This is a genomic window from Petrotoga sibirica DSM 13575 (assembly GCF_002924625.1).
Taxonomy (GTDB): Bacteria; Thermotogota; Thermotogae; order Petrotogales; family Petrotogaceae; genus Petrotoga; species Petrotoga sibirica.
In genome coordinates this window covers 168,523-183,975 of record NZ_JAHC01000032.1, presented here as the reverse complement: position 1 = coordinate 183,975, position 15,453 = coordinate 168,523, and the positions used below count along the sequence as shown (strand labels likewise).

The following is a 15,453-nucleotide window of genomic DNA, read 5'->3' as shown; positions in this document are numbered from 1 at the left end:
AATAAGGTGTGAAACTTTAAACTACATTTTCTATGATACTATCAACGGTATTTTTAATCTGATCGAGTTTTGCTTGGGCCTTTTCTTTTTCTTTATCATTTGAATATATGTATATTTTAAGTTTTGGTTCCGTTCCAGAAGGCCTAATTGCATACCATGAACCATCGTTAAACCAGAATCTTAAAACGTCAGAAGAAGGTATATCTGTTATATTGTTAATTTCTCCTGTTGTTAAATTGTATAGCTTTCTTTTCAAATAATCAGCGTATTGTTCAAGTTTGAGATCCCCCATTTCTTTGGGGAAGTTGTTTCTAAACTTTTCCATTATTCGCTTGATTCTTTCCTGGCCCTCAACTCCTTCAAGCACAAGAGAATAATTGTTTTCCAACTCGTAACCAAATTCCTGATAAATATCTTCTAGTACGTCAATTAAATTCTTATTTTTTTTAGAGTAGTATCCAGCCATCTCTGATATAAGCATTGAGGCAATAATACCATCTTTATCCCTCACAAAGGTACCTGTTATATAGCCAATACTTTCTTCAAAGCCAAAGAGGAAGTTTTTCTTTCCTTCTTTTTCTAATTCGTTTTCTTTCCCACAAATATTTTTAAATCCCGTGAGTGTTTCAATAACATCAACGTTATATTTTTTTGCAATTCTTTTTGTAAGATCTCCTGTAACTATTGATTTTATGATAACAGAGTTATCTTCTAAACATCCTTTTTCACTTTTACTTTCCAGTATATAATTAACCAAAAGAGCTCCAACTTGGTTACCGTTTAACATTTTGTAATTGTTGTCATCTAAAATTTCTAAAGCGGTTCTATCTCCATCGGGATCATTTGCCAAAAGTAAATGGGCATTTTTTTCATAACCTAATTTTTTTGCCTCTTCAAAAGCTACTTCGTATTCTGGATTTGGGTTGGCAACGCTTTTGAAATCTGGATCAGGTAGTTCTTGTTCTTTAACTATGAATACATTTTTAAAACCTCTATCTTTAAGTACCCTTCTGACAAAAATGTTTGATGTCCCATTCAAAGGTGTGTAAACTATTGTTATATTTTTATCTACATCTTCATCTCTTAAAGCCAAACTTTCAACTCTTTGAATGTATTCCTCATCGACTTCTTTTGAAATATATTGAAGTAAATTTTGACTTATTGCCTCTTTTTCACTTATTTTTTTTATTTTACTGAAATCGTATCCTATCTTTTCAATCTTTTCTACTATTCCATTGGCAACATCATCTAATATTTGAGACCCTTGATCCCAATAAACTTTGTAACCATTATAATCTTTAGGATTGTGACTAGCGGTAACGACTATTCCAGCAGTAGTTTTCAAATATCTTACAGCAAAGGATAAAACGGGTGTGGGCCGAATATCATCAAATAAATAAGCTTTAACGCCGTTAGCTGCAAGGATTAATGCTGATTCTTTTGCAAACTCTTTAGAAAAGTGCCGTACATCGTAGGCTATTACAACGCCCATCTTCATCCTTTCTTCACCGAAATCAGTAATATAATCAGCAAGGGCTTGAGATGCTCTGCCTACAGTGTATATATTCATCATATTAGTACCTATACCTAACTTTCCTCTCAATCCAGCTGTTCCAAATTCGAGATCTTTGTAGAACCTTTCTTCTATCTCTTCTAGATTGTTTTCGATACTTTTTAATTCTTCTTTTGCTCTTTCATCAATATATGGACTATTTAACCACTCGTAGTAGATTTTTTTGTAATCTCTCAAAGTTAATTGCCTCCTTAGTTTTGTGTTTTTTACTGATTTTGGAAACATTAAAACTTTATACAAAACGCCCCTTCGCCGGGCTCCCCACCATACTATTTGTACTTTTATAAATCTTTAAAAGCATTATAAATATTGTTGCATGCCTCTTTTAAAATAGACATAGGGCATCCAATATTCATTCTAAAAAAGCCTTTACCTTCTTCTCCAAAGATGCTACCTTCTTCTAAACCAACTTTTGCTTTGTTTACGAGTATATCTTTGACTTTTTGTTCATCTCCATATTCCCTAAAATCTAACCACATCAAATATGTTCCCTCGGGTTTTTGTAATTTTATTTTAGGTAGTTTTTCATTGAAAAAATCGTATAGGTGATCGATATTGTCTCTCAAGTAATTTAGTAAATCATCAAGCCAGTCTTTACCTCTTTCGTAAGCAACCTTGGCTGCAACCATTCCAAAGATATTTAATTTATCGCTTGTAAGACTCTCGATCATGTTTTTGTATTCTGTTCGTAATTGTTCATTTGGAATAACAACAAATGACGCTTTTAAACCAGCCAAATTAAAGGTTTTACTTGGAGCATAAAAAGTTAAAGAACTCTCTTTTATATCTTGTGAGATCGAAGATATTGGAATGTGCTTGTTAGGAGAAAATACCAGATCTGAATGTATTTCGTCCGATAACAAGAGGACGTTATGTTTATTACATAATCGGACTAACTTTTCTAATTCTTCCCTTTTCCAAATCCTTCCAACAGGGTTGTGTGGGTTACATAAGATGAATAACTTAGTTCTTTTGAGGGATAATTTTTTTTCTAAATCATCAAAGTCCATGCTATAATTAGCGTTTTCAAATTTTAGAGAATTTTTTAATATCATCCGTCCGTTGGAATTGACGATGTTATAAAAAGGATAATAAACAGGTGATTGAATTACAACGTTGTCTCCTGGCTTTGAGTAAGCAAGAATGGCCATTTTTAAAGCGTCAACCACACCGTAAGTTGTTACTATCCATTCTTTTTTTATCTCAATGCCATGCCTGTCCCTAATCCAATTTATAAAAGGATCAAAGTAATCATCGTCTAACATTGGATATCCAAATATCCCATGCTCTACTCGCTTTTTTAATGCTTCAATTACTTCAGGTGGAGATTTAAAATCCATGTCGGCAACCCACATTGGAATAACATCGTCTCTACCATAAAGTTTTTTAACGGCTTTCCATTTTGCGGATTCTGTATTCCTTCTATCAACTATTTCATCAAAATCATACTTCAAGATTATAGATCTCCTTTTTTATTGATAGCTGCTCTAAAAACATTTCTCATTAGGATAGCTGTTGTGACACTTCCCACTCCACCGGGCACAGGCGTTAATTGGCAAATTTCTGAGACGTCTTTATCAACATCACCAACTATCTTACCATCTACTACGTTAATCCCTACATCGATAACGATCATTCCTTCTTTTACAAAACTTCTATCAACGAAATTAGCCTTTCCTATTGCAACAACCAAAATATCTGCTTTTGTGGTTATCTCTTTTAAGTTCTTAGTTTTTGTATGTGTGATGGTGACTGTGGCATCCCTTCCGTGCCTTTGAAGCATTAATGCAACTGGTTTTCCTACCGTAGTACTTCTTCCAAGAATGACGATATTCTTTCCTCTAACGTCGGTTGTATCTTCTATTATTTTCACAACCGCTTCTGCTGTGCAAGGTACAAATAATTCTTTTTCGTAAAACATAGAACCAATGTTATGTAAACTTACCCCTTCGACATCTTTTTCAGGATCGATGTGTTTTGCTATATCTAATTCAGTGTATCCTTTCTTTAAAGGTCTTGCCACAAAAATGGCATCTGTAGCGTCGTCTTCGTTATATATCCTTAGATCATTAATCAAATCATTACTTTCAACAATTTCTAAGTTGATTCCATATTTTTTTGCATTTCTTTTTTGCGAATTGAGATAGGATTTAGTAGATTCATCAGGTTCAACAACCAAACTTACTAGTTTGGGTTCATAGGAAAGTTTTTCTTTAAATGACGATATTTCTGTTTTTATTTTATCAATAATATTTTTTACTTCAATTAACATAATGTGATACCTCCTAAAAGCGATTGCTAGATCTCTTTGTTTTCAATAAAGCAAATACGTCTCTTTCTGTTTGAATGTTCACGATAACCCGGAGATGTTTCCTTCTTTGTCAATGTCCATGTTGACTGCATTGGGAACCTTTGAAAGACCAGGCATTCTCAATATATCTCCTGCCAATGCAACAATGAAACCAGCACCTGCTGAAAGTTCAAAATCTCTTATTGTAAAAGTATAATCTTTTGGGAATCCAAGCTTTTTGGGGTCATCTGATATGGAATACTGTGTTTTTGCAACAATTACAGGGAGATTCTCGTATCCGTATTTTTTTAAAAAATTCATAGATGATAATGCCTGGGAAGAGTATTTAACCTCGGCGGCACGATAAATATTTTTTGCTAACTTATCTATTTTAACTTCTAAAGGATCTTCAAAGTCGTAAATACTTTTTAATTTGGATCTAGGTTCACTAACTTTTACCACTTTTTCAGCTAAATCTATGGCACCTTCCGAACCTTTTTCAAATCCTTCGTTGACACTAACTTCTACACCTAATTTATTGCAGTAGTCTTTTACCATATTGATCTCGTCATCCGTATCTGAGTAAAATTTATTTAAAGAAACAACCACAGGGATATTATATTTTTTAAGATTTTCAACATGAACCTGCAAGTTAGGCAATCCTTTTTCTAAACTTTCAAGGTTTGGAGTATTCAAATCTTTTAGATTTTGCCCACCGTGGTATTTTAGAGCCCTTATTGTAGCTACCAAAACTGTTGCCGATGGTTTTAGTCCAAAAGTCGGTGAAACAAAATCATAGAATTTTTCTCCTCCTAAATCAGAACCAAAACCTGTTTCGGTTACAACGTAATCAGAAAGTTTCAAAGCAAGTTTGGTTGCTAAAATAGAATTGGTTCCATGAGCGATATTTGCAAAGGGTCCACCATGAACGAAGGCAGGTGTGTTTTCTATTGTTTGAACTAAATTAGGATTAATTGCGTCTTTTAACAGTACAGAAAGGGTCCCAGTGATTTCTAAATCTTTTACAGTTACTGGTTCTCCCTTTGAGTTTTTTGCGACTACAATATTTGATAATTTTTTCTTTAAGTCTTCTAGATTTTCTATCAAACACAATATTGCCATTATTTCTGAAGCAGCGGTGATAATAAAACCGTCTTGTCTTGGATAACCATTCTTCTTTCCACCCAAGGCAACTATTATTTCTCTCAATGCCCTATCGTTCATGTCCATAGTTCGAGGCCAAGAGACTTCGGTTGAATCTATGTCACATTTGTTATACTTTATGTAATCATCTAAAATTGCGGACACCAGGTTATGGGCTGAGGAAACGGCGTGAATGTCCCCTGTGAAATGTAAGTTTATGTCTTCCATGGGGAGGACTTGAGAGTACCCACCTCCTGCCGCGCCTCCTTTTATACCCATTACTGGGCCCAAAGAAGGTTCTCTTAGCGTTACTATCGATCTTTTGTGAATTTTGTTTAAAGCCATGGATAGAGAGATGCTTGTTGTAGTTTTTCCTTCACCGGCAGGAGTTGGAGTAATAGCGGTAACCATTACTAAATTACCATCATTTTTGAAATTAAGTTCATTCAAATATTTGTGGGAAACTTTGGCGATATATTTTCCGTATAAATTGTAGTACTCCTCTGGAATATCCAGTTCGTTGGCGATTAAATCGATTTTTTTTAGCTTTGCAGATCTAGCAATTTCAATATCAGTAAGCATTATGAAACTCCTCCTTTTGCTATTTTGAAATTAAAACTATAGAGCTTCTTGAATGTACAATGTAGTGATTGGCTTTGACTATAGAAGGTTCTAAGAGGAAATCGTTGGGAGATTCTTCAGATGTATCTACTACCCTATACCATTTTTTCCCGTTTGGTAATTTTGGAATTTCAAATTGTAAATCCTTTATGAAAGCATTTAAAGCTACGTATATATCGCTGTCTTTTTCTTTGCAGCCTTGAATATAGTCATCGCCACTTATCATGAACGCAAGACTATGAGAATAATATCCAAAATCAGGTTTGAATGGTTTGACTCCATGCCAAGTTATGTCTGCTATTCCATCACCACTTAAATCCCTTCCAGTGAAAAATCTGTCTCTTCTAAGTGCGCAATGGGTTTTTCTAAAGTTAATCATATTTTTTGTGAAATTAAATATGTCATTAAATTTTATTTTTCTGTTCCAGTCAACCCATGAAGTGGGGTTATCTTGACAGTAAGCGTTGTTGTTACCAAATTGAGTTCTACAAAACTCATCACCCATTAAAATCATTGGTAACCCTTGTGATACCATCAATATTGTGATAAAATTTTTAATTTGTTGTTTTCTGAGTTTTATTATATTTTCGTCGGTAGTCTCTCCTTCAACTCCATAATTGAAACTGTAATTAGCGTTGGTTCCGTCAAGGTTATTTTCCCCATTAGCTTCATTGTGCTTGTTGTTGTAGGAGACTAAATCCCACATGGTAAATCCATCGTGTGAAGTAATAAAATTGACACTATGGTAGGGTTTTCTACCTCTTTTTTCAAATAGATCTGGGCTTCCAGCTATCCTTGTTGCTAAATCTGAAACTAAACCATTATCACCTCTCACAAATCTTCTTACTGTGTCTCTGAATTTTCCATTCCATTCAGCCCATCCAGTGGGAAAATCACCAACGTAGTATCCTCCAGCAGCATCCCAACCTTCTGCTATGAGTTTAGTACCTGCCAAGATGGGATCATCAGCAATGTCTTTTAACAAAGACAGATCGCCAATCCAATTTCCTTTTGAATCTCTTCCTAAAATAGAAGCTAGATCAAATCTAAAACCATCTACATGCATCTCGGAAACCCAATACCTCAAACTATCCAAAATCATTTGTTTTACCACATAATGACTAGAATTAATAGTGTTTCCAGTCCCTGAAAAATTTTCATAATATCTTGGGTTATCTTTCTTCAATAGATAATAAACCGAATTTTCTAATCCTCTAAAGTTGAGAGTCGGCCCTAATTCATTTCCTTCTGCTGTGTGATTAAAAACTACGTCCAAGATCACTTCTATTCCATTTTTGTGTAATTCAAAAACTAAATCTTGAAATTGAATTATTTCTTCACCAATTTTTACACCATATCTGTAATTACTCGTTACAGCAAAAAAGTTTACCGGATTATAACCCCATACATTTTTTAATTTTTCACCAGTTATTGGATTAACGTTAAGATTATCGTTCAAAGGAAAAGCAAAGATGGGCATCAGTTCAAGGGCGTTTACACCTAAATCTTTTAAATGATTTATTTTTTCTACGATTCCCTTATAAGTTCCTCGATGTTCAACATTAGAATTTGGATTTATCGTGAAAAGTCTGACATGCAGTTCATAAATAATCATATCGTTTAGTGTATAACGTGGATGCTTATCATTCTTCCAATTATATTCACGACTGTCCCAAATGATAGATTTGACTTGAGATCTTGCAGAATCCAAAGTAGAAAAACTTAGGTCTTTTTTAGGATCATTTTTGTTATAACCAAAAATGGATTCTTCCGAAAAATCTAAACTTCCTCCAATTACTTTAGCATACGGATCTAAGAGTAATTTGTTTTTGTTGAATCTAAACCCTTCCTCTGGATTGTAAGGTCCATCAATACGCCAACCATAGGACATACCTGCTCTTGCTTGTTCAACAAAAACGTGCCAAATATTGCCTGTTCTATTTTCTTTTTTATCGAGAACATATTTAAAAGTTGGTTCTTCATCATAGTAATTTTCATATATCTCTAAAGTAACTGATGTTCCGTTTCTCGTGAAAACACCAAAATTAACTCCTCCTCTATCTATAGACGTACCTAAGACTGGAAATCCCTTGCTTACTTTAAATTGTGCTTTTTCCTTTATTTTCGTTTCTTCCATAATTTCACCTTCTAAGGATATAAACTTTTAAAAATTTTATTAGTTTATGTATATTATGCTTACGTCTTCCACTTTGTTCATCGAAACCGGTACGTCGTAGAGGATTTGTAAATTTTGTGAGTTCATTACTTCGGTTTTTTCACCGATAAAAATTACTTCACCTTGTTTTACCATTATTATTCTATCACAGAATCTTAAAGCCAAATTAGGATCGTGAAGAGCTGTAATAACTCCTTTTCCGTTTTCACTCAATTTTTTTAATTCTTTCATTAATAGATGTTGATTCTTAAAATCCAAATGAGACGTAGGTTCATCCATGATCAGGTAATCTGTATTTTGCATCAAAGCTCTTGCAATTAGCACCAACTGTTTCTCTCCACCGCTCAATTGGTTATAATTCTTTTCAGCAAGGTGTTGAATATTAAAAAATTCTAACTTTGTATATGCCTCTTTATAATCTTTTTTTGTAGGCATCCTTCCAAAGGGAAGATAGGGAGTTATTCCCATTGCTACAATGTCTATCACTAGGTATGAAAAAACGGCAGAGCGTTCCTGAGGAACTACACTTATAAGTTTTGCAATTTCTTTATAACTTAGATCTTTAATATTATAATTTTCTACGAATATTTCACCTGTTTTTGGTTTTAAAATACCGTTTAGGCATTTTAGTATAGTTGTTTTACCTGAACCATTGGGCCCTAACAAGGCAACCAATTCCCCTTTGTTCAAGGCAAAACTTATATCTTTAATGGTATCCCCCACCGTGTCATATGAAAAAGATATATTTTTAATAGATATCATTGATTCCACCCACTTTCTCTTCTCCTCAATAAAAGATAAACGAAAAACGGTGCACCTATAAACGCGGTAACAATACTGATGGGAATCTCTGCTGGTGTGATTGTCCTTGCGATGTCGTCCATTATAAGCAAAAGAACAGACCCTAAGAGGCATGTTGCAGGAAGCATGTACCTGTGGTTTGCACCTATTATATACCTCGCAATATGCGGAGTAATCAATCCAATCCAGCTTACTTGACCAGCAACAGCCACTGTAGGAGCAACCATAACGGTACTCACAATGATCAATAAAATCCTCATTCTTCGTACATTTATTCCCATGGATAATGCTTCTTCTTCTCCCATAGACATAACGTTCAAATACCATCGTAAAATAAGAAGAATTATTATCCCTGGAAGCATTGTAAATAATGAAATATATACTTCTCTCCAACCTGCCCTGTTGAAACTCCCCATTAGCCAAAAAACAATATTAGGTAATTTTTCGTAAGGGTCTGCTAAGTATTGTACTAAAGAGACACAGGCGTTGAAGAAAGAGGTTACCGCCATTCCTGCCAAAACAAGGACGGTAACCCCCTTCACTTTACTCCAAACAGAAATGAAAAAAGTAAAAAGAACGGCAACTAGCCCTAAAACAAAAGATAATAAGTATGTACCAATTAAAGACTCTTCACTGATCAAAATAGCTAAAGCTACTCCAAATGCTGAACCCGCTGATACACCAAGAATTGATGGAGAAGCCAACGGATTCCTAAAAACACTTTGATATGTTGCACCAGTTATAGATAAAACGGAACCCACAAATATTACCAGTATCATTCTAGGTAACCGAATGTGGTAGAAAACTAACCAGTCGTTGTTTCTTTGTTCCTCAGTGCCTAAGAGTAAATTTTTTATCGTGTTGGTGATTTCAACGAAAGAAATTTTGTATCTTCCAACGAAAAGTGAGATTGTAAATACCAATAGCAAAATTAATAAAAGATAGAGAAGGGTTCTTTTTTGATGTTGACCTAGGGTTTGATTTTTATTTTGAATGGGCATATTAATATCTCCGTATAAATAAGTTTAGTTATTTAATTTCCAGTTTTAGATAACAATTCACTGTATGAAACTCCGTACAAAGTGTAATAAAATTCATCAGCTACTTTATCGAAATCGATATCCGAAAAAAGTTCAGGATGTATTTTTGTTGCTAACCATAACATACCCAAATAAGATGATGGGTTAGGATAATCCCATGGTTCAAGGATGGAGGGGAAGCGATATATTTGTTTGTTTTTAAAAGCCTTAACGTTTTGATATTTTACTTCTTTATACAATTCCTCGATGTCACCTTGAAATGTTTGTGATGTAACTATAACATCAGGATTCCAAGCTATTAACTGCTCTGGAGATATCTTTATGAACCCTACATCGCTTTTTGCTGCTGGATTTATTCCGCCAGCCCACTTTATTATATCCGTTTGCATCATATTTTTTCCCACAGTATCTAGTAGTTGAGAATTAGCAAAATAGACAACTTTTTTCTGATCTTCTGGCAAATTTTTAGCCTTTTCTAGTAGTTTTAAGATATCATCAAACTGGTTATCTACATTTTTTGCTCTATCTTCTAATCCTAATATTTCACCTAATAGTCTATTTGTTTCTCTTATTTCTTCTAAACTTTCTGGATTGATAATAATGGTGGAGATTCCCAGCGTTTCTAATTTGAAAGCGGTGAATTCAGCCTGGTTATGTGGAAATAATATTACTAAATCAGGATTTAAGGAAGCAATAGTTTCAATATTTACTCCTTCTCTTTTTGAACCTACTTCTATTAAAGATTCGACATCTGTATAGATTAAAGTAAATAATTTTTCTTTTGTTGATTTATTATCCACACCTACAAGCATTTCTTGGGCGTTTAATGCAAATACAAATTGAGTAGCCGGCTTGTAGGTTGTTACGATACGTTCTATATTAGAAGGGATTGTTACCTCCCTTCCAGCCATATCAGTAACCGTTAGGGTATTGGCAAATATTACGTGTGCAAAAGTTAAAAGAAATAAGAACATAAAAAAGGATGCACTTTTCTTCACTCACGATCATCTCCCTTTTGTTTTTTTAGATACATATTGTAGTCTTCAATTGTATCAATATCGATGATAATGCCTTCATCGTCAACCTTGTGAAGAGTTATCCTTTCAGGATGTTCACTTAAGAGTGTTCTCAATCCCCCAGGTCCTGATAATTGATAAATATCTGGTATCTGACTTTTGTTTACAATCAATGGATGACCTCTTTTTCCTTGATAAGTAGGTGCCAATATAATTGTTTTGCTATTTATCGCATAGCTAGTAAGTTCGTTGAAAGTTTGAATTTTGATTAAAGGCATGTCTCCAAGTGTGAAGAGTATGAATTCAGAATCTTTGGATAATGATTTTAAACCTCTCCACACGCTTGTTAACATACCTTTTTTGTAATCGTTATTCTTTACAATTTTCAAACGGTGGTCTTCATACTTTGCAAAAACGGGACTTATCTTCTCAAAGTTGCCTCCTAAAACGACTATTATTTCATCATCTATATATTGACATTTCAAAAGTCTAGTAACAACGGTTTCTAAAACAGATTTGTCTCCCCAAGGCAAAATCTGTTTTGGAGTCCTCATTCTTACGGATTCACCAGCCGCTAAAACCACCGCCGAAATCATTGTTAAACTCACTTCCTACATAAATGATTTAAAGCCAAATAAAGTAGATGATAAATAAAGCACACAAAACGTATACTAACGAGTGAACTTCTTTACCTTTGCCAGTGAACAATTTGACTAAAGGATAGGTTATAAAGCCTAAAGCTATTCCGTTAGATATGGAATAAGTTAAAGGCATTACTATCATTGCCACGAAAGCTGGAAAAACTTCAGTAAAATCTTCCCATTTTATGCTTCTTATATTCGATAACATCATTACGCCGACGATTATCAAAGCTGGCGCTGTTGCAGCACCTGGGACTATAGCTATTATTGGTTGAAAAAACAAAGAAAGAAAGAATAAAATAGACACAACTATACCTGTTAGCCCTGTTCTGCCACCTTCTGAGACGCCTGAAGCAGATTCAACGTAGGTTGTAACTGTACTGGTTCCAAATAGGGCACCACCTGTAGTAGCAATAGCGTCGGCTAAAAGAGCTCTATCTGCTTTTGGTAAAGAACCGTCCTCTTTCAAATAGCCTGCTTGTTGGCTAACTCCTACTAACGTACCTGCGGTATCAAAAAGATCTACAAATAAGAAAGAAATTAAAACACCTATCATGCCGATATTAAATGCAGATTTAATATCGAGTTGGAACAAAACTTGAGACCAATCAGCCATTCTAGGGAACGCTACAACACCTTCGGGTGTTGGTGTGACCCCGTTGAAAAATCCTAAAATCGTAGCAATTATAATTCCTAACAATAGGGCTCCTTTTACCCTTAAAGCGTGTAAAATACCGGTTATGATTAGACCCAATAACGCTATTAAAGCTGGTCCAGCGAATAAGTCTCCCATTCTTACCAATGTTGCAGGATCTGCTACTACTATACCAGCGTTTTGCAAACCTATAAAAGCAATAAACAAACCAATTCCAGAACTTATCCCTGTTTTCAGACTCATTGGAATCGAATTAACGATCATCTGTCTTACGGGTGTGATGCTGAGCACAATAAAAATGATTCCCTCTATAAATACTATCCCTAACGCGGTTTGCCAAGAGACCCCCATACCTATAACGATTGAATAGGTGAAAAAGGCGTTCAAGCCCATTCCTGAAGCCAACGCAAATGGATAATTGGTAAGTAAGGCCATCATTACGGTACCTAAAATTGCCCCTGCTATAGTGGCTATGAAGACACCGTTGAAAGGCATCCCTGCATCGCTGAGTATTGAAGGGTTTACGAAGATGATATAAGCCATCGTCATAAACGTTGTGATACCAGCTAAGACCTCAGTTTTAACGTTGGTACCGTTCTCTTTTAACTTGAAAGTCCTTTCAAAAAAACCTTCTTGCTGAGTGTTTGCCATAAGTTTAACCCCCTTTTAAAAAATCAATTTACGACCAATGGTACAAAAGTATTATTTTCAACATCGTATAAGCCATCACAAGTTATCTTTAATTTGGGAACCACTGGTAAACCCATAAACGCTAATGTCATGAAAGGGCTGTTTATTTTGACCCCTAAGTCATGAGCAATTTTTCTTAGTACTTTAAGCTTTTCAGAAACTTTTCCAATTGGGTCGGTGGAAACAAGTCCGCCGATGGGTAAGTTGATAAAATCAACGATATTTTGGTTATTAGCAATTACAATTCCACCCTGAATTTCAGCTATCTTGTCTATTGCCATCTTCATATCTCTTGAATTCGTACCTATTACAATAATGTTGTGAGAATCATGAGTTATGGAGCTCGCAATGGCACCAAACTCTAATCCAAAACCCCTTATCAAACCCAAACCAATCTTTCCAGTACTTTTGTGTCTTTCCACAACGGCAATTTTATTTATATTATACCTTATAAATCGTTCTTCTTCAAAACTATCTGGAAATGAGAAAAACTCCTCTTCAGTGATGATCTGGTCCTGAATCAAGTTAATAACACGGTAAGTTTTCGCTTTAGGAATTTTGAAATCCTCTTCTCTAATAGGGGCAATATTTACAGAATGAAAAATTGAAGGTGGCTTTTCAAAGTTATTAGGATCAACCTGGAATAATGCTTTTCCGTTTTCTGCTACTTTTTTTCCGTCTTTGTAAACTTGTAAAACGTTCAAATCATCTAAATTGTCGATTATCAGAAGATCAGCCTTATAACTTGGAGCAATACCCCCCAAACGATGTAATCCCAGAGATCGAGCAGCATTTAAAGTGGCAAGTTTTATTGCTCTAAGTGGTTCCATCCCGAGTTTTATAGCCTTTTTAATCATAAAATTTATATGGCCTTCTGAGAGAAGGTCTTCAGGATGTTTGTCATCGGTGGCAAATAAAAAGTTACAGTTGTTTTTGTCGTTAATTGCTGGTAACAAGCTTTGAAGATCCCTTGTAACGGAACCTTCTCTAACCATTATATACATCCCCTTTGAAACTTTTTCCAATGCCTCATCGGGGGATGTAGTTTCGTGATCAGCCATGATTCCAGCTAAAAGATACGCGTTTAAAAATTTGCCTTCTAGTTTTGGTGCATGACCATCGATAAAATAATTCTTCATCAGCTCAATCTTATCCCATATATAATCTTGTCCTGTTATAATCCCTTCATAATCCATAACTTCACCAAGACCAAAAAAGCTTGCTTCTGCTATTAAATCTTTTATTTTTTCGGCGTTTAGTACGGAACCAGAATAATCGAAAGTAGTTACAGGCACACACGATGGAACCATCAAATTAAAATTCCAAGGTAGGTTATTGCCAATTTTTAAGAAATATTTTAGACCGATCTCCCCGGCTACATTTGCTATCTCATGTGGATCGGCAACGAGAGTCAACGTTCCTAAAGGGATAACCGTTTTAGCGAATTCTTCTATTGTAACCATTGCACTTTCTAAATGTAGGTGTGCGTCTATAAACCCCGGAGATATGAATTTGCCTTCTATGTCAACTTCTTCCTTGCCTTCATACTTTCCATAGCCGATTATTACACCATTGGAAATGGCCAAATCCTCTTCTATAACTTTTTCGTTAAAAACGTCAATTATTTTTCCGTTTTTGAATACTAAATCTGCTTTTTCCTTTCCTAAAGCTATTGGTAAAAGATCTTTGTTTGACAATATATTTTCCCCCTTTATAAATATGAGGACAGAGCATTGAAATTACATCTTGTTACACATAATCCACAACCAGTACATTTATTAGTATCTATTCTCACACTGTGAAGTTCTTTTATGAGATGGATCGCATCATAAACACAACTTTTGACACATAACCCACATTCTGTACATTTTTCATCGTTTACGGTTGGAAATATCAAATTATAATTTGCCTCAGTAACAGTATTTTTTTGAGCAATTCCCCTGATTTCTTCTAAAGACTTAAATCCATGGTCGTTCAGATACTTTTCAATTTCATTAGCAATCTTTTTATATATTTGAGGTCCATTCAAAATAGCTGCGGTACAGACTTGAACAGCTTGGGCCCCTGCCATTATCATTTTTATTGCTTCTTTACCTGTACTGATTCCACCTACTCCAACCACGGGAATATTGACCGACTTGACAGCTTCGAAAACTGCCCTCAAAGCTAACGGGAAGATCGCCTGACCTGATAACCATCCGAAACCATTCTTACTTCCCAACAAAGGTTTACCACTTTCTAAATCGATATCTAACGTCGGACCGAAAGAGTTTATCAAGACTAAACCATCTGCACCAGCCTTTTCAGCCTCTTTAGCGAACGTTGGAATATCTATTTGAGGACTAAGTTTTACCATAACGGGAAGATCTGTACTTTCTTTCGCTGCTTTTATACTATTAATCATGGGGGTAGGGTCATTACCAAGGTAGTGGGTAGAGAGTTCGAAGGCATCAGCAAACCGTTCTACTTTTGGTATTACTTCTTTTATATCTTCAGAGGTATACCCAACGCCTATTATCACCGGCAACCCTGTTTCAACTACCTGAGGATATTCATTTTCAATCCATTGTTCTAAGGATAACTCGGACCAAAGTTCGGTATTTATAAACCCTCCTTTTACCTGTGCCATATTTGGTTTTGGAACCTTTGCAGCCCTCACTGAGACCGTTTTGGTAACGATCGCTCCAGCTCCACCTTCTTTGGCTTTGTGGGCACTCTCTCCATCTTTAATAGGTGGCCCGGCAGCGGGCATTACAGGGGTTTTCAACAACATTCCTAATAAGTCTACAGATATATCAGCCATAAAT

At 35.2% G+C, this 15,453-nt stretch carries 12 protein-coding genes; all 12 read right to left on the bottom strand.

The genetic code is table 11. The features are described from left to right. Nucleotides 1-16 precede the first annotated feature (16 nt). Entirely contained in the window at nt 17-1,798 is a 1,782-nt protein-coding gene (locus AA80_RS08550; RefSeq protein WP_166667752.1) for a phospho-sugar mutase, read from the bottom strand. A 56-nt stretch (nt 1,799-1,854) separates the two neighbouring features. After that, the gene (locus AA80_RS08545; RefSeq protein ID WP_103877357.1) at nt 1,855-3,027 is read right to left on the bottom strand and encodes a MalY/PatB family protein; all 1,173 of its coding nucleotides are present in this window, start codon (nt 3,025-3,027) and stop codon (nt 1,855-1,857) included. A gap of 2 nt (nt 3,028-3,029) precedes the next feature. Then, nucleotides 3,030-3,845 carry a bifunctional 5,10-methylenetetrahydrofolate dehydrogenase/5,10-methenyltetrahydrofolate cyclohydrolase gene (locus AA80_RS08540; protein WP_103877356.1) on the bottom strand — a complete coding sequence of 272 codons (816 nt, stop codon included), beginning with the start codon at nt 3,843-3,845 and terminating at the stop codon, nt 3,030-3,032. A gap of 78 nt (nt 3,846-3,923) precedes the next feature. Further along, the gene (locus tag AA80_RS08535; protein ID WP_103877355.1) at nt 3,924-5,588 is read right to left on the bottom strand and encodes a formate--tetrahydrofolate ligase; all 1,665 of its coding nucleotides are present in this window, start codon (nt 5,586-5,588) and stop codon (nt 3,924-3,926) included. A 19-nt stretch (nt 5,589-5,607) separates the two neighbouring features. Further along, entirely contained in the window at nt 5,608-7,764 is a 2,157-nt protein-coding gene (glgX, locus tag AA80_RS08530; protein ID WP_103877354.1) for a glycogen debranching protein GlgX, read from the bottom strand. 39 nt (nt 7,765-7,803) lie between these two features. After that, nucleotides 7,804-8,565, bottom strand: a complete 762-nt coding sequence (locus AA80_RS08525; protein WP_103877353.1) for an ABC transporter ATP-binding protein — start codon at nt 8,563-8,565, stop codon at nt 7,804-7,806. Next, nucleotides 8,562-9,605, bottom strand: a complete 1,044-nt coding sequence (locus tag AA80_RS08520) for a FecCD family ABC transporter permease (RefSeq protein WP_103877352.1) — start codon at nt 9,603-9,605, stop codon at nt 8,562-8,564. The genes AA80_RS08525 and AA80_RS08520 overlap by 4 nt, the downstream gene beginning before the upstream one ends. 32 nt (nt 9,606-9,637) lie before the next feature. Then, a complete protein-coding gene (locus tag AA80_RS08515) occupies nt 9,638-10,642 on the bottom strand; it encodes an ABC transporter substrate-binding protein (RefSeq protein WP_103877351.1) in 1,005 nt (334 codons plus the stop codon). Then, on the bottom strand, nt 10,639-11,256 hold the full coding sequence (locus tag AA80_RS08510) for a nucleotidyltransferase family protein (RefSeq protein ID WP_103877350.1): 618 nt from the start codon (nt 11,254-11,256) through the stop codon (nt 10,639-10,641). The genes AA80_RS08515 and AA80_RS08510 overlap by 4 nt, the downstream gene beginning before the upstream one ends. Before the next feature lie 28 nt (nt 11,257-11,284). After that, nucleotides 11,285-12,607 carry an NCS2 family permease gene (locus AA80_RS08505; protein ID WP_103877349.1) on the bottom strand — a complete coding sequence of 441 codons (1,323 nt, stop codon included), beginning with the start codon at nt 12,605-12,607 and terminating at the stop codon, nt 11,285-11,287. Between the two features lie 23 nt (nt 12,608-12,630). After that, nucleotides 12,631-14,343: an adenine deaminase gene (ade, locus tag AA80_RS08500; RefSeq protein WP_103877348.1), complete on the bottom strand. Its 1,713-nt coding sequence runs from the start codon at nt 14,341-14,343 to the stop codon at nt 12,631-12,633. Between the two features lie 14 nt (nt 14,344-14,357). Beyond that, on the bottom strand, nt 14,358-15,449 hold the full coding sequence (locus AA80_RS08495) for a 4Fe-4S binding protein (RefSeq protein ID WP_103877347.1): 1,092 nt from the start codon (nt 15,447-15,449) through the stop codon (nt 14,358-14,360). Between the last annotated feature and the right edge of the window lie 4 nt (nt 15,450-15,453).

Coding starts and splice junctions, on each gene's coding strand:
- AA80_RS08550 (WP_166667752.1), bottom strand. CDS start 1,798: ATGTTTCCAAAATCAGTAAAAAACACAAAACTAAGGAGGCAATTAACT.
- AA80_RS08540 (WP_103877356.1), bottom strand. CDS start 3,845: ATGTTAATTGAAGTAAAAAATATTATTGATAAAATAAAAACAGAAATA.
- AA80_RS08535 (WP_103877355.1), bottom strand. CDS start 5,588: ATGCTTACTGATATTGAAATTGCTAGATCTGCAAAGCTAAAAAAAATC.
- glgX (WP_103877354.1), bottom strand. CDS start 7,764: ATGGAAGAAACGAAAATAAAGGAAAAAGCACAATTTAAAGTAAGCAAG.
- AA80_RS08525 (WP_103877353.1), bottom strand. CDS start 8,565: ATGATATCTATTAAAAATATATCTTTTTCATATGACACGGTGGGGGAT.
- AA80_RS08520 (WP_103877352.1), bottom strand. CDS start 9,605: ATGCCCATTCAAAATAAAAATCAAACCCTAGGTCAACATCAAAAAAGA.
- AA80_RS08510 (WP_103877350.1), bottom strand. CDS start 11,256: ATGATTTCGGCGGTGGTTTTAGCGGCTGGTGAATCCGTAAGAATGAGG.
- AA80_RS08505 (WP_103877349.1), bottom strand. CDS start 12,607: ATGGCAAACACTCAGCAAGAAGGTTTTTTTGAAAGGACTTTCAAGTTA.
- AA80_RS08495 (WP_103877347.1), bottom strand. CDS start 15,449: ATGGCTGATATATCTGTAGACTTATTAGGAATGTTGTTGAAAACCCCT.